We start from the raw sequence: 20,755 nt of genomic DNA, 5'->3' as shown, positions 1-20,755 counted from the left end.
TGCAAGGCTGAACAGGCCAATGGCAAGCATGGCAATCTAGTATGAAAAAGTGGGGCGGAACAGTGCAAGGCACAGGCCAAGCTGCAGTTCTGCCCCATTTTGTATTCTAGCGGCAGGGAGCGTCCTTGCTAAAGCCTGGATCGCGCGAGGGCGCAACGCCGAATGTTCGGGAATATTCCCGGCTGAACTGGGACGGGCTTTCATAGCCCACATCAAAGGCAGCCCGGCTGACATCCGTACCAGCCAAAATGGCGCGTCTTGCGGCCTGCAAACGCAGTGTCTTCTGATATTGCAGAGGACTCATGCCCGTCGCCACCCGAAAATGGCGTCTGAAAGAGGATTGGCTCATGCCTGCGCAGGTTGCCATATCGGCAATCGGAACGCTCTTTTCCAGATTCTCTCTTATCCATATCAGTGCCCGTCGGACCTGCTGGATTTTGGGATCGGACAACACGATCTGATGGATCGCACCGGCCTGTGGGCCACGCAGCAGACGATAGAGCATTTCCTTGCGGATCATCGGGCCTATTACCGGCACGTCTTCCGGTCTGAGCGGAAGCTGCAGCAGGCGGTAACAAGCCTCCAGCAACTCTGGCGAAGCGGGCCCGAGCGCATAGCATTTGCCCTGTTCGGGGGCATGATCGAGCGCCTCGGCGATGAGATCTGCCAGACTGTCCCGTTCCAGCTGCACGTGAATGGCCCGATAGGGGCGCTCCGCGCTGGCGGTTGTGATGCGACTGGTGATTGGCAGGTCGATGGAACCGACAAAACATGTGCCCGGATCATAGTGCAGCAGCGCTTGCCCGATGGATACTTCCATGCTGCCCTGAAGCACAATGCTGGCCATGGGGGCATAGACATCGGACAAAGTGGTCTGAGGTGTGCTTGTGGTGATCAACTCGACCCCGTTGATGATCTGCCTGCTGGCCAGCGTGGCTGGGGCTGTTGATTGAATGTCATCAACAAGCATGCGTAGATCGTCGAGCAATCCGTTCATGGAATTTTGGAGCTTGAGCATCGGGCCTCCTGATGGCTGCACGGGATCTATGCGGAAGAATGATCAAATTAGGCAAGCCTGAGATCAAATAATGCAAGGGAGTGTCCCTTCAATTCCCTATATCTGAAGCAGAAAAGGCAGGATCTGGTCAAGCCTTTCTAGCGTGGGTGCCTGAGCCATTGCGCATCTCGACGGTCTTTTTAGGCAATTCGTCGCCTTGGTGAACACGTCCTGACACTGCTGCTCTCGGGCAAATCCTATGCTGCAAAGCTTTTAATGAATGCCAACCATTTTCAGATTTGAGGAGACTCTTCTATGACTACAACGCCAATTCGTGTCGGCTTCATCGGTCTGAACCCGGACAGTAATTGGGCCTTTATGGCCCATATGCCCGCGCTCAAATCCCTTGGAGACCGTTTCGAGATCATCGGGGTAGCCAACAGCTCTGCAGAAAGCGCAAAGCGGACGGCAAAAACGCATGGCTTGAAATATGCCTTTGAAACGCCCGACGCGCTGGTCGCGTCCGATGAAGTCGATCTTGTGGTGGTAACAGTCAAGGTGCCTTATCATTTCGAACTGGTCAGCAAGGCTCTCGATGCTGGAAAGCATGTCTATTGCGAATGGCCTCTGGGCAACGGACTGGAAGAGGCGCGCAAGCTGGCCGCTCTCGCCGAGGAAAAGGGCGTTGTGGCCGTCGCCGGTACGCAAGCCCGTGCTGCGCACGAGATCCTGCATCTCAAGAAGCTTATTGCAGATGGCTATGTGGGCAGGGTGCTCTCAACCAGCGTCATCGGTACTGGCGGTAGCTGGGCCAACCAGACCAGCGAGGCGCTCTACTATCTCTTTGAAAAGAAGAATGGCGCCACCATGGAAGATATTCCCATCGGTCACACTCTGGCTGCAATCAAGGATGTGCTGGGCGATTTTGGCGATCTGGATGCGACCAAACTGTTCAATTTCGATACGGTGGCCGTCACCGAAACTGGAGAGAAAAAGCTAAAGACTGCACCTGATCAGGTTATGGTTCAGGGGGCTTTGGCGAGTGGTGCAGCCTTCTCTCTACACTATAAAGGCGGCACCAACCGTGGCACCAATTTCCTTTGGGAGATCAATGGCACTGAAGGGGATATTCAGGTTACCGCAGGGCTTGGTCACGCCCAGATGGTTCAGCTTACCATAAAGGGGGCCAAGGGTGAGGAAACCGAACTGGTCGACCTGATGCCGGACGCATCCGTTTATGAAGGTCAGCCGGAATTTCCGGGCGCGCGCAACGTGGCTGGCATCTATGCGCGCCTTGCCGAAGATATCCAGAATGGCACCAAAACTGCGCCCACCTTTGCCGACGCCGTTGTTCTGCATGAGATACTGGATAAAATCGAAAAGTCGGCCGCAGCAAAAGGGTGATAGGCTCCCATTGCGGTGTCTCTGGCTAAAAGTAAAAAAGCAAGGCAGGCCGCCTATCTCCGGCCTGCTTTCTTTTCTCTCCGGTGTACTCAGGCGAGGAGACAAAGGGTCAGCTCTTACGCTCCAGCAACAGGCTGAACCCAATCGTGCCGACACCGGAAAAAGCAATGAGCAGGCCGAGAGGCCATGCGGTTCCGTCTGCGCACAACCCCACCAGTCCGGAGCCGAAAATGCCGCCGCCATACTGAATGGCCCCACACAGCGCAGAAATCGCCCCCGCATCATTGGTACTGCTCTCAAGCGCCCCCGAAAGGGCGTTGGGCAGGATCAGGCCAGTGCAGGAAACGAACAGGAACATGGGCACAAAGAAACCAAGCGCACCGCCCAGATCAGACCACGCGCAGATCGCCAGCCAAAGCCCGAACAGACAGGCGCCCGCTGAGCCGGCCCGCAAGCTTGTGAGCCGCCCGATACGCATCACAAGGCGCGAATTGATGAGGTTGCCGATCGTGATGCCAACAACACAGGTCGTGAAGATCAGGCCATAGAAGCTGGGAGGAAGCTGGTGATAGTCGATAAAGACGAAGGGCGACCCGGCCACATAGGCAAACATGCCAAAATAGTAGAAGCCGCAAACCAGTGCATGGCTCATGACAGCTCGGCTTTTGAGAAGGCGTCCATAATCAAGCATGGCTGCTCCGAGCTCTGAGAGAGCAGCTCCCCTGCTTGAGCCTCCTTCCCGTCGGCTTGGCAAGGTTTCCGGCAGCGTGAACAGGGCGATGAGCGTGACCAGTCCGATCACGACCAGCAGGGCGAAGATCATACGCCAACTGGAGAGGGACACAATCAACGCACCGGCGTTGGGGGCGATGAGTGGTGAAATCGTCATGACAGCCATCAGGAGCGACATGACCTGCGCTGCCCTGTCGCCATCATAGAGATCGCGCACCATGGCCCGGGATAAAACAATGCTGGCTGCTGCGCCGATTGCCTGGATGACCCGCCAGACAATAATGCTCGAAACGCTTTGGGCAAGGCCGCAGCCTGCTGAACCGATGATGAATAGAACAATGCCGATGGCAACAGGCAGACGGCGCCCGACGCGATCGCTGATCGGACCCCAGAAGAGCTGCCCCAGAGATATGCCGATGAGGTAGCCCGAAATTGTCAGTTCAATGCGTCCGGGTGCTGCTGCCAGATCTTTAGCCATTTCCGGCATGGCGGGAAGGTAGAAATCAGTGGAGATCGAGGCAAAGGCCATAAGGGCCGACAACACCGCTCCTGCATGCCATAGCGCAGGTTGCGTTGGCCGTGATCGGAGCGTCTGGTCCGCCATATTGTCTGAAGTCATGGAAGGATGGGTGTCCTTTATAATGGTCACCGATTTATAGGGCCGACAGGCAGGAAAATCCAGCTCGGTTTGATGTCGATATCGCGATGAGAGTCATGAAACAGGCTCAAGAAAACATCTTCCGTTGGCATGAGGGCGCTCAGTCAACCTCTCATTTCTTTGCAGAAAAGGCGCGTAGAAGGGAGAAACTACAATTTATAAGTTAGTAATTACAGCATGTAATATTCGAGAAATTACTTATCTGTGGTTGTTTAAATCAAGAGTAGAATATGACGAAGGTGAGTCTTTTGGCGTTTGTTTGTTGATAATTTTGCCCATTTATATAGCTCGTTGAAGGAAAATTATTCAATTAAATTATTAGCATAGACTCCATGGCACAATTTGGTTGCAATTTTGCCTCTTGTGTTTCAAAAAGATTATAAAATTCAATTAGTGATTTAATAAATTTAAAATTGTGGGCTGGTTGTTTGCGACTTAGTCCGTGGAGGCGAATTCCGTGAGTGGGCAGCACACCTTCCTAAAAAGCAACAGATACAGCAGCGAAGAAGAAATCAGATTTCAGGGCACGCCGATTCTGGACACCTATGATGAGGGGCTGGACTATCTGGCGGCTCACATGCCGCGCTATGTAAGACTGTTTGCATCTCCGGCGGTCAAGAGAGATGGAGATGATACTCTTCTGACTGTGGCGTGGTATGGCGACGATGTCGGCCAGATGCAGGTTTGGGAGAGCCTCGACCAAACCGGAAAAGTGCGTGTTGCGGCCATGTTGCGCGGCTTTTTGAGCGATCTGCTCAACCGCATTCATCGCTTCGATGATCCGCAGGCCCGGATGATACTGGGTTGGCTCAATATCCTGTCCTTTGATGCAGACATGCTCGTTATCAATGGCCAGCCGGTCATCACCAATTGGGGCATAGTGCCTGCAGGTGTGGTGTCCAGTGCAGACCGGATGGCGCATCACCTGTTGCATGGCGTTGGCCAGTTTCTGCCTGAAAACTATGATCTGACTGATTTTGCGCAATTGATGCTGGATGTTGCCGAAAGCCCCTCGGATTCTGATGAGGTGGCCGAGCAACCATCTTCAAGTGGAGCCGCGGCTGGTTTGGCAGCTGGCGCAGGCGTGGTTGCCGGTGCGGGCGCAGCCGCTGCTGCAGCCTCTCTTGGAGATTCCGCATCATCGGATAGCTCTGCAGCTGATGGCTTTGAGGCGGTCCATGCTTCCTATCAAAGTGAAGGGGTGGAAGGGGCTGCTGCTATTGATCCGCTAAAGCTTAAGCAGTCCGACGTGAAGTTTGCCTCTGATGGGGCTGACGCCGGAGCAGCCGGTGCTAAGGCCAGCGCGGCGGGTGCCTATGGCGGCAGGGGAGGCGATTTTCCCGGCGGCAGACGAGGCGAGGCGAACGAACCTCGGGGCCGGATCTGCTGGGTGCCGGTTTTGATTGCCTGCATCGTGTCGCTGCTTCTCCTGTTGATCGCTCTCATCCCCGGTGTTCTGATCTACCCTTACGGCTCTTCTTCCGCTTCTCTTCTCTCCCAATCGACAATCCGACAATCCGAACAGGCGTTGCGCACCCGCATCGCCGATTTGCGCAGCCAGCTTTCGCAAAGGCGCTGCGTTGCCGCGCCGGGACTGCTGGGCCCGGACGGCGCTTTGCTGCAAGGGGGCTCTGGGGCTGAAGGTGCTGATCGGCCCGTCGCTACCCCAACAGGCCCTGTTGCGGCGCAATCGCCAACGGATCTGGTGCCGCTGCTTGATCAGGCGACTGTGCTCGTTCTGGCGACTGGTGCCAAGGGGCAGGTGAGCAGCGGGAGCGGCTTCCTGATTGCGCCCAATCAGATCGTCACCAACCGCCATGTCATAGAAACAGCCGAGGGCGGACAGGTCTTCGTGATCAATGAAACCTTGGGGGACGTGCGCAAGGCAAATGTCGTGGCCACCAGCAGCACAAGTGAATTGGGCGACAAGGATTATGCGCTGCTTGCGATGGAAGGAGCGCCTGCCAATCGCTACTTGCAGCTCACCCGCACCATCGGCAAAGGACAGCAGACCTACGCGGCAGGCTTCCCGGGCTTTTTTATGGAAACAGACGCCAAATTCCGTGAGCTGCTTGCAGGCGATGCCCATGCCGCGCCGAGCATGGTGCTGACGCAAGGCATCGTGACGGTCTTTCAGGACAGTCCGTCAGGCCTGAAACTGGTGCTCCATAGCGCCGATATCTCGCCGGGCAACAGCGGCGGACCGCTGGTGGATGCATGCGGTAGTGTTGTCGGGGTCAATACCTTCATCAAGACCAGCGATGAAGCCCAATTGCGCCTCAACTTTGCGCTCAAGAGTGATAGCTTGCTCGATTTCCTCTCCCAGAATGGTGTCGAGGCAACAACTGCGAGCGCGCCTTGTCCGTTGGCATCAGCAAACGAGCAGGCAGGGTCGTGACATGGCGAGAAGCATTAAAATCGCCACGACACCTTCTGCCGAACTGACCCCCATTGGCAGCGCGCAGGAGCGCGACTATGACAGCATCGTGGACTATGTTGCTGTAACCCTTGGGGATGAGGTTGCTGCGCTGTTTGCCGAACCGGTGGGGAGCATGGATGGCGCCCGCATCGACTGGTATGTGAAGGCCTTTGGCCGCATTGAGGCGCTTGAAGCGCTTGATGAGCCAGAGCAGGCAAACCTGCTCGCCGAGCTGCATGTGGCCGAAGAGAAGATCGGCCGTCTGGCGCATGAGCTGCAAGGGGCATCAAACCCGGATGATCGTGCGCTGGGAAAGGCATTGGCCAATGCGACCTGCGTGCCGAGCCGCAAGCATATCTATGCCCTCAATGGCCATCCGGTGCTGGTGGCCTGGGGCTATCGCCTCAATGATCACAAGCCCATGCGGGGCGGTATCAGCAAGGTTGCGCCGGTCGCGGCCAAGGCGAGTCCAAAGGCGCCGCCTCAGATCGTCGAGCCCCATGTGGCAAAGCCGGAAGACGCGCTGGATATTGCTGCCCAAACGCAGCAGTCACCTGTCCATGAGAAGAAGAACCATAAGCGTTGCTGGCTGATTGCCCTTTTATGGGCGCTTCTGGCTCTGCTCATTGCGGCGATCTTGTATGTGTTGCTGAAGGCCTGTTCCATCTCGGCCTTTTTTCCGTGGATCGACTATTGCCCGGGCCGCTACCAGACCGATCTGGTCAGCCTGCAACAGGAAGTGCGCCTTCTGGAAAATGCGCTCGCCTTCAAAAACGAGAATTGCGACGTCGCAGGAACACCTGAAGAGCCTATCGCCAATGAGGAGCTGGACAAGCGCCTTCTGGAGCGCAACGCAGGCGATGGCGCCTTGCAGATTTCGCTGGCATGGAATGGCGGCACGGATCTGGATCTGATGGTCAAATGCAGCAACGGCCTCATCTGGTTCAAAGAGAAGAATAAGTGCGGGGCAAGTCTTGATACGGATTCAAACGGTCGCTCCAAAATCACGATGACTCCGGTGGAGAATATCGTCTGGCAGACCGAGGATGTCATCCCGACCGGTGATCTGCCGATCTTCGTGACCCTGTTTGATTATCGCGGCCAGCCCCAGCAGAACATCCCTTACACCGTCCGCGTCGTCAGGCGGCAGAATGGTGCCATCACATCGAATTACACAATCAACGGCGTAGCGTCTCGCTCACAGGTGAAACGACCGATCTTTATCGGTCTCGCCAACAAGCAATAGCGCTGCAATAGGCAACAACATGACTATATTCGCTGATATCACTCTGGTTCCTTTCTCTGGCATTCAATTCGTTGAGTATGGATTCGACCTCAATCAGCTGAACAGCTTTCGCCTGCATTTCATCGAGCGCCCGTTTCCTCAGGAAGCGACCGAAGAAGGCGTTCCGTGGAAGCTGCTGGAATCCAATCCCAATGACGATGAGCCAGAACAGGAGCAGATGGATGACATCAGCTACGACATCAACAAGATAGCGGCACTTGAGCCCTTCCTGGGCAAGTGGGTGCCAGTGCCCTATTTGCGCCGATTGCCCGGGCGCGGGGCCAATGGCGAGATGATGTTCGATAAGGGCCCGACCAACTGGGCCCGCGCCATGGTCGTGCGCGATTATGAGAAAAACGGCGATGAAGGGCTCTGGTACAAGGTCATCTTTTCCTTTGATACCGCTCTCGCCATGGATGACGCAGACAATGTCACTGTCAATGCCGCCGATGACAGCAGCCAGCTCTATGTGGCTCCGCGCAAGCTCGATGTCGAAAATCCGTGCGAATTTCGCATGGTCTCCTCCATGGCCAAGAATGGCTGGTTCCTCTCCAACCCGATCTCAATCGATGGCAGTGACGCGCAGCAGGATTATCAGATCTGGGTGGCCGAATGGCTCGATGAGCTGTTTGAGGAATATCTGACCAAACGGTCCAAGGGCCGTCAGCCGCAGCGCAAATATCACCTCGAGCATGCCGCCCGTTGGATTGCCCTTTTGCAACTGCTTGACCAGTTGGTTCAGCCCGGCGTGGTGCATTTCGTGGACACGATTTCCGATGTCCGCTCGGTGCGTCCGGTGAATGTGGACCTCATCCTCGATGTTGGCAACAGTCGTACCTGCGGCATGCTCATCGAGAACTATCCCAACGAGGATTCTGTCGAGCTCAACAATTCCATGAAACTGCAGATGCGAGATATCCAGCGCCCCTGGCAGACATATGACGAGCCGTTTGAAAGCCATGTCACCCTGTCGCAGGCATGGTTTGGCAAGGAAAATCTGTCGCGCATGTCTGGCCGCAGCGATGCTTTCTTCTGGCCGACCATGGTGCGCGTCGGGCCAGAGGCTTCCCGCATCAAGTCCACCCAGTCAGGGCTGGAATCCATCATCGGCATGTCCGCCCCGAAACGCTATTTGTGGGATGTGGCTCCGGTCAATCAGCCATGGCGTTTCCCGCAATCTGACTATTCCGATGAGGGCGAATTGCCACCCGTCGGCAAGGTGGCGCGCCGCTATCTCAATGCCCATGGCGATGTGCTCTCGCAAGTGCGCAAGGAGCGAGACCTTTTCACCGCGCTCTACCCCAAAAGCAAACCGGCCGAATATCAGCGCCCCAGCCAGCAACTGACCTATTCGCGCTCGTCCTTCTACAGCTTCATGCTCTCGGAGATCTTCTTTCAGGCCATGGTCATGATCAATGACCCGGCGGTGCGGGCCGATCGTCGCCAGAGCGAAGCACCGCGCAGCCTTAGGCGCATCATCCTCACCTTGCCGACCGCTTTGCCGGTGCGCGAGCAGCAGATCATGAAAATGCGCGCCGAGGCGGCCATCAGCTTCCTGTGGGATATCATGAAGTGGAACGAAAACCCGCCTCCGGGTCTGGTGCGTCCTACCATTCATGTGGCGTGGGATGAATCCAGCTGCGTGCAACTGGTCTGGCTTTATGGCGAGATCAGCTGTCGCTTCGGCGGCCGTATCTGCGAATTCTTCACCATGATGGGCAAACAGCGCCAGCGCTTCCTGCCCGATGAATTACCAAGTCCTGATACACCGGAAGAGCCATCCCTGCGCGTCGCCAGCCTTGATATTGGCGGCGGCACGACAGACCTGATGATCACCACCTATTTTCAGGATGATGACCGTGCCATCGTGCCGGTGCAGACCTTCCGGGAAGGGGTGCGGATCGCCGGGGACGATATCACCAAGGCGGTGATCGAGCATTGCATCATTCCTGTGCTGGAAGCCGCGCTCACACAACATGGCGTCCGCGATGCGGTGGTTATGCTCAGAGACCTGTTCCATGGCGATCGGGCCAACATGGCCGAGCATGAAAAGCATGCAAGACGTCAGTTCGTGCAACAGATTCTGGTACCTGCCGCGCTGGGCATCATGGAGCGCTATGAGAATTCCGGCGAGGACCGCTATGAGGTCATTCATTCGGCAACCATGGCAGAGCTGATCAAGGATTCGCTGTCGGTCTATCCGTCCGTGCAGCAATATCTTGTCTCCGGCCTGGGCCAGTCCGGCGATGAGCCGTTCGACATCATGTCCATGGCCGTGCCGCTCAACTTCCATTTGGTTTCTGATGCCATTCAGGAAGTGATGGATGTGGTGTTCGAGCCGGTGGCTGAAGCCTTGGCCCATTTCGATTGTGACTATGTTCTGCTGTCAGGGCGACCTTCGAAACTCTCCGCCATTCAGGAGGGGCTGCTCAATCGCCTCGTTATCGGTCCGGACCGGCTGTTGCCAATGGGCGACTATCGCGCAGGCAACTGGTATCCCTTCAGAAGTCGTGACAACACCCGCATCGGCGATCCAAAATCCTGCGCAGTGGTTGGCGGCATGCTCTGTTCTCTGGCTGAACACAGCATCACGAACTTCACGCTCTATACCCACATGCTGCAGGGCCGCTCGACCACGCGCTATATCGGCGAGCTGGAAAAGGACATGAAGCTGAAGAATGACAATGTGCTCTTCACCTTCGATGAGTTGGATGATGCCAATGCCGACAATGAAAAGGTGCTCAAGCTTTATACTGAGAGCCTCGTCGGCTATCGCCAGCTGCCCTTTGAGCGCTGGGTGACCTCGCCACTCTATCACATCAAGCTCGAAGACAATGGTCCGGCCAAGCCGATCTCCGTCACGCTGGCGCGCGAGATGATGCTCGAGCTGGATGAGGATGAAATGGATCATCCCGATGTGAAGGCGGCAAAGCTGATGAATTACGAGGCGACCAAGGAAGATCTGCGCATCGTCGATGCCGTGGATGCCAATGGCGGCGACGTGCAGCGCGTGGTGTCCATTTCCTTCCGGACCTTCCCATTGTCCCAGAGCGAATATTGGCTCGACTCTGGCATCTTGAACATCTAGCGGGGCCGAAAAATGATGATTGTAAACGAGCAGCTGCTTGAAAAGACAAAAGAAACCGCCAGTGCCGCGCAGGAAGGCGTCGACTGGCTCAAGATGCCCGCCAATGTGGAGCGTATCGGGGAGGCGGCCAAGTCGATCGAGCGCGAACTCAAGCGCGGTGTCGTTGATGCCCTCCGGCTTTCCGAGGCAGCCACCCGCCCCATGGCGGTTGCCGTGTTCGGCGCCAGTCAGGTTGGCAAGTCGCATCTGATCTCGGTGCTCGCCCGTTCGAATGATGAGCTTTATGCGGTCTTTGATGGTGTCGATGAGCCGGTCAGCTATATCAAGCAGATCAATATCGACAAGGAAGGGGAATCCACCGGCCTTGTCACCCGCTTTACGATCAACAAGGAGACGACGCCCGTCGGCTTCCCCGTCTGCCTGCGCTGGCTCTCCCATGCGGATCTGATCAAGATTATCGCCAACGCCTATTTCTTTGATGGTCGCCCCAACAGCTTTCCTGAAAGTGCCGAGATTACCGAGCATGTCAGTCGATTTTTAAGCGCTGGCACCGGTGGTCAGAATAATGGCCTGAAGCCGGAAGATGTCTGGGATCTGCAGGACTATTTCACCCAATATATGAGCGCCTCGGCTCTAACCGCCAAGCTGGATGCCTTCTGGATGGCGGCTGCGGACATTTGCCCCAACCTGTCCATTGCTGATCTGGGCAAGTTCTTCTCGATCCTCTGGGGCAAGGAAGAGCCGATCACCAAGCTCTATGTGGATCTGGTCACGGCTCTGCAGCGTCTGGATTTCCCAAAGACCGCCTATGTGCCCTTGGCTGCCATCGATGCAACCAACCCGAAGATTACCAGCATCATCACGGTGGCCGGTTTGTCTGACATCTCCCAAGGCTCAAGCGAGCAGATCGAGGTCAAGACAATGAGTGGCGCCTCGGCCTCATTGCCGCGCTCTTCGGTGGCGGCCCTGACTGCTGAGATCCTCATCACCATTCAGGACAAGCCTTGGGATTTCTTCGACCATACCGACCTGCTCGACTTCCCCGGCTATCGTAGCCGTGGCCTGAAAGCGGCCGATTTCGAAGAAGATGATGACGACAGCAACCTGAAGGGCATCGCAAAATATCTGGCACAGAATCCGGACAAGACCCTGCAGACGCTGTTGCTGCGCGGCAAGGTGGAATATCTCTTCCAGCGCTATGTGGCCGAGCAGGAGATCACCTCCATGCTGCTCTGCGCCCAGCCCAACAATCTCGACGTGGACCAGCTGCCACAGGTGGTGGCCAAATGGATTACGGCGACCCACGGGCCAAAGCCTGAAAACCGGCTGAACAAGGAAGTTCTGTTGTTCTTCATCTTCACCAAGTTCGATTTGCATTTCACCCGCAAGACCAGCGACAGCTCCTTCGGGCTGGAAGGGCGGCTGGGTGGGGCCATCGAAAACCCGCTTATCCAGTCCTATGGCGGCAGCGCCGACACATGGGTGAAAAACTGGACGCCGGGCCAGCCCTTCAAGAATTGCTACCTGATGCGCAACCCCAACATTCTGAACCGCGAGATATTTGATATCGATGGTCAGAGTGAGACTGGTGTGAGGGGGAGCGAAAAGGGATTTCTGGGGGATCTCAAGAACACCTTCGTCAGCGTCGAGCCGGTACAGGAGCATTTCAGCGATCCGGCCGAAGCATTTGCGCAGATGATGGAACTCAATGACGGCGGCGCGTCGCACATAGCCAGAAATCTGTCACCGGTCTGCAACCCCGAGATCAAGAAACGGCAGATAGAGGAGCGCCTCAAAAAACTGCGGGAGCGCCTGTCCGAGCGCCTGTCCGCCTATTATGTCAGCTCCGATTCCTCGGTTCGGCTGGACGAACGGCTGGCGGTGGCTGATCAGGTTTTGCAGGAGCTTTATGTATGTGACGAACGGATGCGCTTTGGCTCCCTGTTGCGTGGCCTGATGCTGGATCCGGGCATGCTGGCCAGCCGATTGCATGAAGCCAGTCTCAGCCGCGCCATCGAAAGCCGGTCAGATGATGACAGCGACGCTTCGCAGGCCGTGGCATCGGTTGCCCCCTCACGTCCTCGCCCGGGGGCAGGGCGCGTGCGACCAAGGCCGACACCAGGTGGAGGTCGGGCTCCCGCCAGTGCAGCTGCGGAGGCCGCATCTGAGGCAAAGGCGATCCAGCCGCCCTCAAAGGCGCCTACCAAAAACCGGCAGCGCCTGTTGGCTGAAGCGGCCATCGTGACGATGATCGAAAATCTGTTCGAACAGGCTGACAATCCAAGCCTTGCGGCGCTCACCGGAGTGTCTGCGGACGCCTTGCGCGAGATCGCCAAGGAAATCGCGCTGGCCGTACGCCGGGTCAAACTGACGGACAGTCTGGCCGAACAGATCGCCCGCATCGCCTTTGTGGATCGTCGCGACGAATTGCTCAACAAGGCCACGCTGGCCGCCGAGCACATGACCAACGGCTTTATCGCCGATCTGGGCATGTCGCTGCTGCCGGAGGAAAAGCGAGCCGTGATCGAGTATGAGACGGGCAGCCAGCCTGTGTTCAAATCCAGAGCGGTTGCCTTTGATACCAGCGGTATCTCCGACGAACCCGATGCCTTTACCACCCGCTATGTCGACAGCTGGCTGCATGCCTTCTTCAAGGTCGTACAGGATAACGCGTTGGGCGACACGCTTGATGTTGATCCTGAACTCAATGCGCGACTCGGCGGCATTCTGGAAAGGCTTTCAAGGTAACGCATCCAAAGGAACGCATCAGTGGTGCGCGGTGCGCCCGCAACAGATAGCCAGCAATGAAGAGCATGGCACGCGAGAATTTATCGGAAAGTGAGCAGGAAATGAGAATACTTTCGGCGCATAAGGAACACGGTCCCGGGCATGCCTGGTTGAGCATGGACCATGCCGTAACGCCCGAGACGGCCTTGGTCATTGAGCGCGAAACAGATAAGGACCGCTATCTGGGCAGCAGTGGCTGGCAAAGCGTGCCGGAAAATCTGCCCGTCGATGCCGTGGATGGGGGCCGGATGCTGCTTGGCCCGACCATTGTCGATCATCTTGGCGAAGGGGATTTCATTAAAGTTGCCATCACGGGCACAGGCTATTTCGAAGAAGATTTCTGGCCTGTCGTCCCCATTTCCGGTCGCAAGTCATCCGGCTTTGGCATCGTCTCTTCCAAGCCATCTGCGGATGCACACCAGAAGGCAGGGCCAAGTGATCTGGCGGTCAATGTCAAAGGGGGTGGCGCCAAGCAAAGCGCAGCGCCCACAGACGATGAAGCCGGAGCCGAGACCGCCGGTGCAGGGGCGGCAAAGGGCAGACACTATATGCCGGGGGAAACCATTTCGATCGACCCCAGTCTCATAGCCTTTGCCGATCCGTCCATAACAGAGAAACCGTCCACCCGTATCAGCCGCAAGACTATTGTCGGGCTGGCTGGCTTCTGGGTTCTGATCGCGGTCTGCCTGCTGGGCTGGTATTACAGCCCCTATTTGCTGGCCGGGTTGGATTCCTTCTCCCAACAGGCCGAGCAAACGCCAGTTGAGGAGCCGGTTGTCACGCCTGCGCCGACACCAGCTCAGACGCCATCTGCAACACCGGCCCCAACGCCGCAAGAGCCGCAGGTGGCCAGAGGCCGCAGTTATTGGCAGCAGCAGATGATGAGCGGGCAGATGTCCGGACAGCAGCTCTACGAGGCCTCCGAGGAAACGGCAGACAATGCCGATCTGAGCGACATGTCTGCCGAATTCCTGCGCCTTGCCTCCAACAAGGGCTATGCGCCAGCTCTTAGGTCCTATGCCGAACGCTATGACCCCACCAAGCCGGATGCGGCAGGCGCATCGGTCATCAAGAATGCCAATACGGCGCTTGACGCCTATACGCGCCTCAAGGCTGGCGGAGACGCCAATGCTGCGGCGGATATCCAGACTCTCTGCCAGTTCCTTGAGCCGAAATATTATCAGGATGCAGAGGCCCGCACCGCTGTCGACGACTATTGCAGATAAGCTTGAAAGGTTGGCTCCATGAAGAAATTTGCTTTTATTCTTGTTCTATTGATTGCAAACCTGACGCTCATTCCCCTGGTCGGACTTGAGCAGTCTGCCTTCGCGCGTGAAGCGCTGCTCATGCAAGGCAAAAAGACCCTTTACCGCAGGGTCGTGACCAAACCGGGCAGCCAGTTGCTTTCTGCTGCCTCGCCCAGTGCGCAGGTGATCAAGGGCAATGTGCCAGCCTTCGCCGTCTACTATGTCTATGGCGAGCAGAATGGCTACACCGAGGTTGGCATCAACAGTCGGGGAGATGCGGCAGGCTGGATCGCTTCGGAAAAGCTGGTCGACTGGAAACAGTCTATCGTTGTGGCCTTCAACAACCGGGCTGAAGCCGGTCGCGTGCGGCATCTCTTCTTTAAGGATTTCAACACGCTCGCCGATGACATTGAGGCCTATCAAACGCCTGATGAGTTCGCCAACAGCCCCGACATCGTGGCTGTAGAGCCGGAAAATGCCATCAACGACAACAACAATTTCTATCTGCTGCCCATTCTCGATCATGAATCGATCTATTTCCCCGATGACAATGAAGGCAACATGCTGCAAGTGGGGTCGGTGACGGCGGCCAGCGCGCGGCGCACCACTGAGGATTTCAGGGCAGGGGTCGTCTTTGTTATTGATACCACCATTTCCATGGGGCCCTATATCCGCCAGACCAAGGAAGTCGTCGAACAGATTGGTGTGCAGCTTGAGAATTCCCCGCTGTCAGGCAAGGTTTCCTTCGGGCTGGTGGGCTATCGCCAGTCGACACTGACCAATCCGGGCATTGGCTATAATGTCAAAAATCTGTTGCCGCTGGACGCGCATTCAGACGTCAACCAGTTCCTTGCTGCGATTGACAATATGGATGTTGCCAAGGTGCCGACCGTCGGCTTCGATGAGGACGCCATCGGTGGCATCGCCTTTGCCAGCAATGATAACAATTGGCAGCCCTATGCCGCCAAATATATGATCCTTGTTACCGATGCCGGGGCTAAATCCCCCGAGTTGGGCGATAACTACGCCCACGAGTTGGACATCCCCGAACTGGCCGGAGACCTCAATGACAAGGGGATCCGCCTTCTGGTGATGCATCTGAAAACTCCGGCCGGCAAGAAGGACCATCGCACCGCCGAGCTGCAATATCGTCAGGCGTCCCGCCTCGTAGGCTCTATGAATGATCTTTATACCGATGTCTCCGAGGGCAGTGTGCGTGAATTTGGCAATGGCGTCAGCCTGATTGCCAGCCAGATCGTTACCACTTCGCAGGATATCCAGAAAGACAAGGAGATCGCTGAGCCCGACGCGAATGACAATTCCACTCAGGCCAATCTGCGTCGCGCCGCCAAGGCCTTCCAGCTGGAATATCGTGGCAATCAGCAGGGCGAACAGGCGCCGGAATTCTATCGTGCCTGGACCATCGACCGTGCCTTCGCAGCCTATGCCCGTCAGGCGCTCGATATCCGCATTCTGCTGACCAAGAACCAGCTTTCAACCATGGCGCAGAATCTGCGCGAAATCGTGGATCAGGCCAACAGGCCCGGCGGCATCATCGATGCCAACGCCTTCTTCCGCAGCATTCAGGATCTGGCGTTGCGCACCTCGAACGATCCGACCCAGATCCGCGATGATCAGAGCCTTGGTGATGCCATTGCAGAATATCTGGATGATCTGCCCTACAAGAGCCAGACCACAGCCATGACCATGGCCGACTGGGTGACCCTCAGTGCGCCCGAGCAGCGGGACATCATGAATGGTCTGGAATCCAAGCTGCGCTATTACGAGCGGGTGCATTCCGATCCGGACCGCTGGTTCGACCTGCATGAGAATGCCGCGCCGGGAGAAGCCGTCACGACGATCTCGCTGGACCGCATGCCATGATAGCACTCACTGTTCGCAACATACGCAAAAGCCTGAAAGACCCCGACCGGGCGTTCGATCTGCACATCCCCGCCTTTGATGCAAAGGGCGGGGAGAAGATCGCTGTTGTCGGCACGACGGGATCAGGCAAGACGACAGCCATGGATATTCTGGCCATGGCCAGCCAGCCCAGCATATGCGAGCAGTTTGACCTTGTTGTTGATGGCAAGACCCACGACCTCAATGCCGCCTCGAAAAACCGGCGCGAGAGTGCCCGCCTGCGTGCCAGCTATTTCGGCTATGTCATGCAAAAGAGCCCGCTCTTTCCCTTTCTGTCGGTGCGGGAAAATGTCCTGCTGCAACAGCATATTTCAGCCCGTCCCGATGCCGCGTTCGTCGAGCAACTGTTTGACCGACTGGGCATAGCGATGATCGCCGATGCCATGCCTGATGAAATCTCGGTGGGACAAAAACAGCGCACGGCCATTGCCCGTTCCTTGGCCCATCACCCGTCCATCATTCTGTGCGACGAGCCGACGGGGGCACTGGACCCGCGAACCGCACGGGACTGCATCGAAACCATCATCTGGGCGGCTGAGCGCGCCGGTGCCATTCTCATCATGATCACCCATGACTGGGATCTGGCAAAAGCCTATGGCTTCGACTTCTACGAAATCAAAACCAGAATGCTTGCCGACAATGCCATGTCTGCAACACTTGCCCATCAATCCGGCGCGGAGAAACGCAGAGCATGATTGCACTGGATCTGGCCATAAAGAGCATCCTGCGCTCTCCGAAGCCCAATATCGCGGCGATGATCGCCCTCATTTCGGTGCTGGTGCCCACAATGCTGCTCTGGAGCATGAAGGTCGGCTTCATCCAGTCGATGCTTGATGAATTGCGGACATCTCCGGCGAGCCTGGAAATCCGGGTGAAGGGAGACTATGTCCTGACACCCGATAAGCTCAGGGAAATCGAAGCGCTCGATGGCATTGGCTTCATTATACCGACAGCCCGCTATCTCGCCTCCCGCGCGTTCGCCAGTCATGACAATGGCCGGGGCAGAACGCCCGTATCCCTGTTGCCGACTGGCACCGGCGATCCGCTTTTGCAAGCAGGCGAGGGATTGGCTGGAAAGGGGGATGCCATCATTACCCGCGACCTTGCTGAAAAGCTCGGGCTCGGGGTGGGGGATGCATTCGAGATTTCCACCAATCGCAAGAAGCAGAGGGAACTGCTGCGCATTCCGCTGACCATTGCCAACGTGATCTCGCGGGAGACGGTCGTTGGTCAATGGGTGATGGTCACCCCCTCGGTCATTCAGGAGGTGGAAGCCTTCATTGATGGCTTTGCCCTGCCTGACAGGGGCAAGGAGGGCAAGCCCCTTGCTGAGCGTCCGGACGTTTATTCCGGCCTGCGCCTATATGCCGACCGCATCGAACATGTCGCGCCGCTGGCCAATGAGATGACACGTCTGGGCTTTTCGGTGCAGAGCAATGCCGCCCGCATCGAGGCCATACAGCAGCTCGATAAAATTCTGAGCGGAATCGTTCTGGCAATCGGTCTGGTGCTGTTTGTCGGGCTTACCCTGTCTGTCTGGTCGGGCATGGTCATCCAGCTTGAGCGCTTGCGGCCCCACGTCGCCCTTCTGGGGCTTATGGGGCAGGGCCTGTTTGGCGTTTCCATGTTCTTTGTCTTTATCGGCCTGTTCAACGCCTTGGGGGGCATTCTACTGGCCGATGGCCTGACATTGCTGCTGGCGTGGTTGGGGAATATGCAGTTTCAGGGCGTATATGGCAATTTCGCGGCCATTTTCGCGCTACCCGTTCGCCATATCGCATTGATCGACGCAGGGGCCTTTCTGCTCCAGCTCATACTCGCATCCTTTGTTGCTTTAAAATCAACCTATATTCGTCCGGGGGACCTGTTCCGTGGCTATTAGATATTCTCGTGCTTCTGGGCGGGCCATCGCTGGCCTGTCCCTGTTTCTGTTTTCCGCTGGTGCGACTTTGGCGCAGGAGACGTGGGACGCCAACTATTACAATCCGGCTGGCGATCCCGATGTCCTGCTGCTGCCCATCCCATGCGGGGGCAAGATTGCGCTCAAAAAGGTGGTGACCATCACCGAAGATCCTAGCTCACCGGTCGGTCCTTTGAGTGACCAGCGAATCGTGATCGGTCGTGATGCCGGACGGACGCGTGGCTATATCGAGGAAAACCACCATGAATATATCTCCGGCACCCTCATGGATGACGAAACCCACGAGCGCTACTATCTGATCGGGGCCTATGAGGTGACGCAAGGCCAATATGATGCCGTGATGAAAGGGCCGGATAGCTGCCCCAGACGCATGAGCCGCAAACTCAATGTGCCCGTTACCAATGTCAGTTGGTATGACGCGATTGATTTCACCAGAAAGCTCAATATCTGGCTCTACAGCAATCCTTCCAGCATGATGGCAACCCTCTCCCAGATCGGAGCAGCCAATGGCTTTGTCCGTCTGCCAAGCGAGGTGGAGTGGGAATTTGCGGCCAGAGGCGGCAGTGCAGTTCCCGCTGCCGTGCGCAATGAGCCGGTCTTCTTCAGCGAAGGCACCATCGACGATTACGCCTGGTATAATGGGGCGATGTCCTCCTCGGGTAAGGCTAAGCCGATTGGCAAGAAAAAGCCAAATCCGCTGGGGCTCTATGACGTCTACGGCAATGCTGCCGAAATCGTGCAGGATTCCTTCCGCATGACCCGCTCGGATCGCCTGCATGGGGCGATTGGTGGCTTCGTGGTGCGCGGCGGCTCATTTCTTGATAGCCCCGATCTGATCACCTCGGCGCGGCGCGATGAAAATCCCTTCTTCGATGCGCAGGTGGGAGGCGAGTTCAAGCGCCGCTCGATGGGCTTCCGCATCGCTGTCAGTACCTCGTCCATCCCGCGTGATGTCTCCGAGGTTCCACGCCTGGAGACGGCCTTTGAAGAAACCCAGCGTCAGGTGGATGGCCCCCTAGATCAGCAGCCGCTCCAGCAGATGGAGGCCGTGGCCGATCAGGTTCAGAATGCAGAATTGCAAACCAAGATCAGGGAGTTGCAGGGGCAGTTGCAAGACGAGTTTGCCCGCCGCAATGAGCTGAAGGCCCGCAATGTACGCGTCATGCTGTCCAATGGCGGTTTGCAGGCCATGGAGGTGTTCCTCAGTGCCCGGGCGATCAAGAAATTCAAGGCGGCCTACAAACAGGCCAAGCTGACCAATACCCACCCCGAATTCTACGCTCCGCGCATCGAGGCGGAATATAACCATTACACCCTGATTTCAAACGCCTATTACGAGACGGTGGACACGCTGGCCGATTATGCCGCGCCGGAAATCCGCACACAGTCGGGCGTCGTCAAGCAGGCGCTTTCCCAACGCAACGACACGGACATGATCCGCTTTGTCGAGGCTCTGGAAACCTCCATTGATAAATTCCGGCACGCGCGCAACCAGCACAGCGTGCTGCATTTCCTCGATGAAATTCCCACCCCATCCATTGATTGATTGAGATTTATAGAGACACAGGAAAGTCAGTATCATGTCGCAGAAATACGTTTTGGTCGCAGCGCTCGCCGCTTCGCTTGCCCTTGCAGGCTGCGTGACTACGCAACAGCCAACCGGCCCTCTCAGCCCCACCGAAATGGCTATGCGCCAGAAACAGAATGAGAATGTGCGCATTCTTCAGGGCGTAGCCACGGGCGCAGCCGTGGGAGCCATCGTTGGCGGTGGGCTCGGTCTGCTGCTCGGCGGGGATGAAAAATCCATGGCTCAGGGCGCTATGATTGGCGCTCTTGGCGGTGGTGTACTCGGCGCGGCTGATGCCCAGCGGGTCAACAAGCAGGCCGGCGCTCAGGCAGCCCAACAGGATCAGCTCAAGGGCGTTATCGCCAATGCTGAAAAGAATATCGCCCACTATCAGGAAATGGCGAACTTCACGCGTCAGCTGGCCGCCGAAGAACAGGCCGAGATTGACCGTCTCAATGCCCAGCTTAGCGCCGGACAGCTCGCCCCTGACGCCTATCGCGCCCAGATGTCCAGCGCCCGCGGCAACGTGCAGATCGTGAACAGCCAGATCTCCAATGTTGACCGCGATATCACCGATCTGGAAGGGGCTGCCAACAACGGCATGGATGTCAAAAAGCAGATTTCCCAGCTCAAAGCCCAGAAAGCCTCGCTGGAAACCCAGCGTGACGCTCTCGTTTCCGCCTATTCCCGCGTTCCGTCCGAAGTCGGCGTAACCATTTAATCCCAG

At 56.9% G+C, this 20,755-nt stretch carries 13 protein-coding genes; 11 read left to right on the top strand and 2 right to left on the bottom strand.

Annotated elements, in window-relative coordinates; translation table 11 throughout:
* Positions 1–106 precede the first annotated feature (106 nt).
* Positions 107–1,018, bottom strand: a complete 912-nt coding sequence (locus ACKPCT_RS12450; RefSeq protein ID WP_319569354.1) for an AraC family transcriptional regulator — start codon at positions 1,016–1,018, stop codon at positions 107–109.
* A 294-nt stretch (positions 1,019–1,312) separates the two neighbouring features.
* Between ACKPCT_RS12450 and ACKPCT_RS12445 the strand changes: the two genes are divergently transcribed.
* Positions 1,313–2,401, top strand: coding sequence for a Gfo/Idh/MocA family protein (locus ACKPCT_RS12445; RefSeq protein ID WP_319569353.1), 1,089 nt, complete (start codon positions 1,313–1,315; stop codon positions 2,399–2,401).
* A 109-nt stretch (positions 2,402–2,510) separates the two neighbouring features.
* Here the strand turns inward: ACKPCT_RS12445 and ACKPCT_RS12440 are convergent, their stop codons facing one another.
* The gene (locus ACKPCT_RS12440) at positions 2,511–3,752 is read right to left on the bottom strand and encodes a multidrug effflux MFS transporter (protein WP_319569352.1); all 1,242 of its coding nucleotides are present in this window, start codon (positions 3,750–3,752) and stop codon (positions 2,511–2,513) included.
* A 496-nt stretch (positions 3,753–4,248) separates the two neighbouring features.
* On the opposite strand from ACKPCT_RS12440, the gene ACKPCT_RS12435 reads away from it, so the two are divergent.
* The 10 genes from ACKPCT_RS12435 (at position 4,249) to ACKPCT_RS12390 (ending at position 20,749) form a co-directional block, all read left to right on the top strand.
* Complete coding sequence (locus tag ACKPCT_RS12435; RefSeq protein WP_319569351.1) at positions 4,249–6,189, top strand: S1 family peptidase; 1,941 nt, start codon at positions 4,249–4,251, stop codon at positions 6,187–6,189.
* Position 6,190: 1 nt separating this feature from the next.
* Entirely contained in the window at positions 6,191–7,456 is a 1,266-nt protein-coding gene (locus tag ACKPCT_RS12430; protein WP_319569350.1) for a hypothetical protein, read from the top strand.
* Between the two features lie 19 nt (positions 7,457–7,475).
* Positions 7,476–10,583, top strand: a complete 3,108-nt coding sequence (locus tag ACKPCT_RS12425) for a virulence factor SrfB (protein WP_319569349.1) — start codon at positions 7,476–7,478, stop codon at positions 10,581–10,583.
* A gap of 12 nt (positions 10,584–10,595) precedes the next feature.
* Positions 10,596–13,331 (top strand): virulence factor SrfC family protein, encoded by a 2,736-nt coding sequence (locus ACKPCT_RS12420; protein ID WP_319569348.1) that lies wholly within the window; start codon positions 10,596–10,598, stop codon positions 13,329–13,331.
* A 101-nt stretch (positions 13,332–13,432) separates the two neighbouring features.
* Positions 13,433–14,596 (top strand): hypothetical protein, encoded by a 1,164-nt coding sequence (locus ACKPCT_RS12415; RefSeq protein WP_319569347.1) that lies wholly within the window; start codon positions 13,433–13,435, stop codon positions 14,594–14,596.
* A gap of 18 nt (positions 14,597–14,614) precedes the next feature.
* Complete coding sequence (locus ACKPCT_RS12410) at positions 14,615–16,501, top strand: vWA domain-containing protein (RefSeq protein ID WP_090071099.1); 1,887 nt, start codon at positions 14,615–14,617, stop codon at positions 16,499–16,501.
* Complete coding sequence (locus ACKPCT_RS12405) at positions 16,498–17,235, top strand: ABC transporter ATP-binding protein (protein WP_090071097.1); 738 nt, start codon at positions 16,498–16,500, stop codon at positions 17,233–17,235. The genes ACKPCT_RS12410 and ACKPCT_RS12405 overlap by 4 nt, the downstream gene beginning before the upstream one ends.
* Entirely contained in the window at positions 17,232–18,422 is a 1,191-nt protein-coding gene (locus tag ACKPCT_RS12400) for a hypothetical protein (RefSeq protein ID WP_319569346.1), read from the top strand. The genes ACKPCT_RS12405 and ACKPCT_RS12400 overlap by 4 nt, the downstream gene beginning before the upstream one ends.
* Positions 18,412–20,007 carry a formylglycine-generating enzyme family protein gene (locus tag ACKPCT_RS12395; RefSeq protein WP_319569345.1) on the top strand — a complete coding sequence of 532 codons (1,596 nt, stop codon included), beginning with the start codon at positions 18,412–18,414 and terminating at the stop codon, positions 20,005–20,007. Before ACKPCT_RS12400 ends, ACKPCT_RS12395 begins: the two co-directional genes overlap by 11 nt.
* Positions 20,008–20,041: 34 nt before the next feature.
* Positions 20,042–20,749, top strand: coding sequence for a hypothetical protein (locus tag ACKPCT_RS12390; protein WP_090071091.1), 708 nt, complete (start codon positions 20,042–20,044; stop codon positions 20,747–20,749).
* The last annotated feature ends 6 nt before the right edge of the window (positions 20,750–20,755 follow it).

The sequence above is a fragment of the Cohaesibacter marisflavi genome, assembly GCF_963665895.2.
Classification (GTDB): Bacteria; Pseudomonadota; Alphaproteobacteria; order Rhizobiales; family Cohaesibacteraceae; genus Cohaesibacter; species Cohaesibacter marisflavi.
The sequence above is the reverse complement of the archived record's forward strand: the minus strand, read 5'-3'. Positions and strand labels throughout refer to the sequence as shown.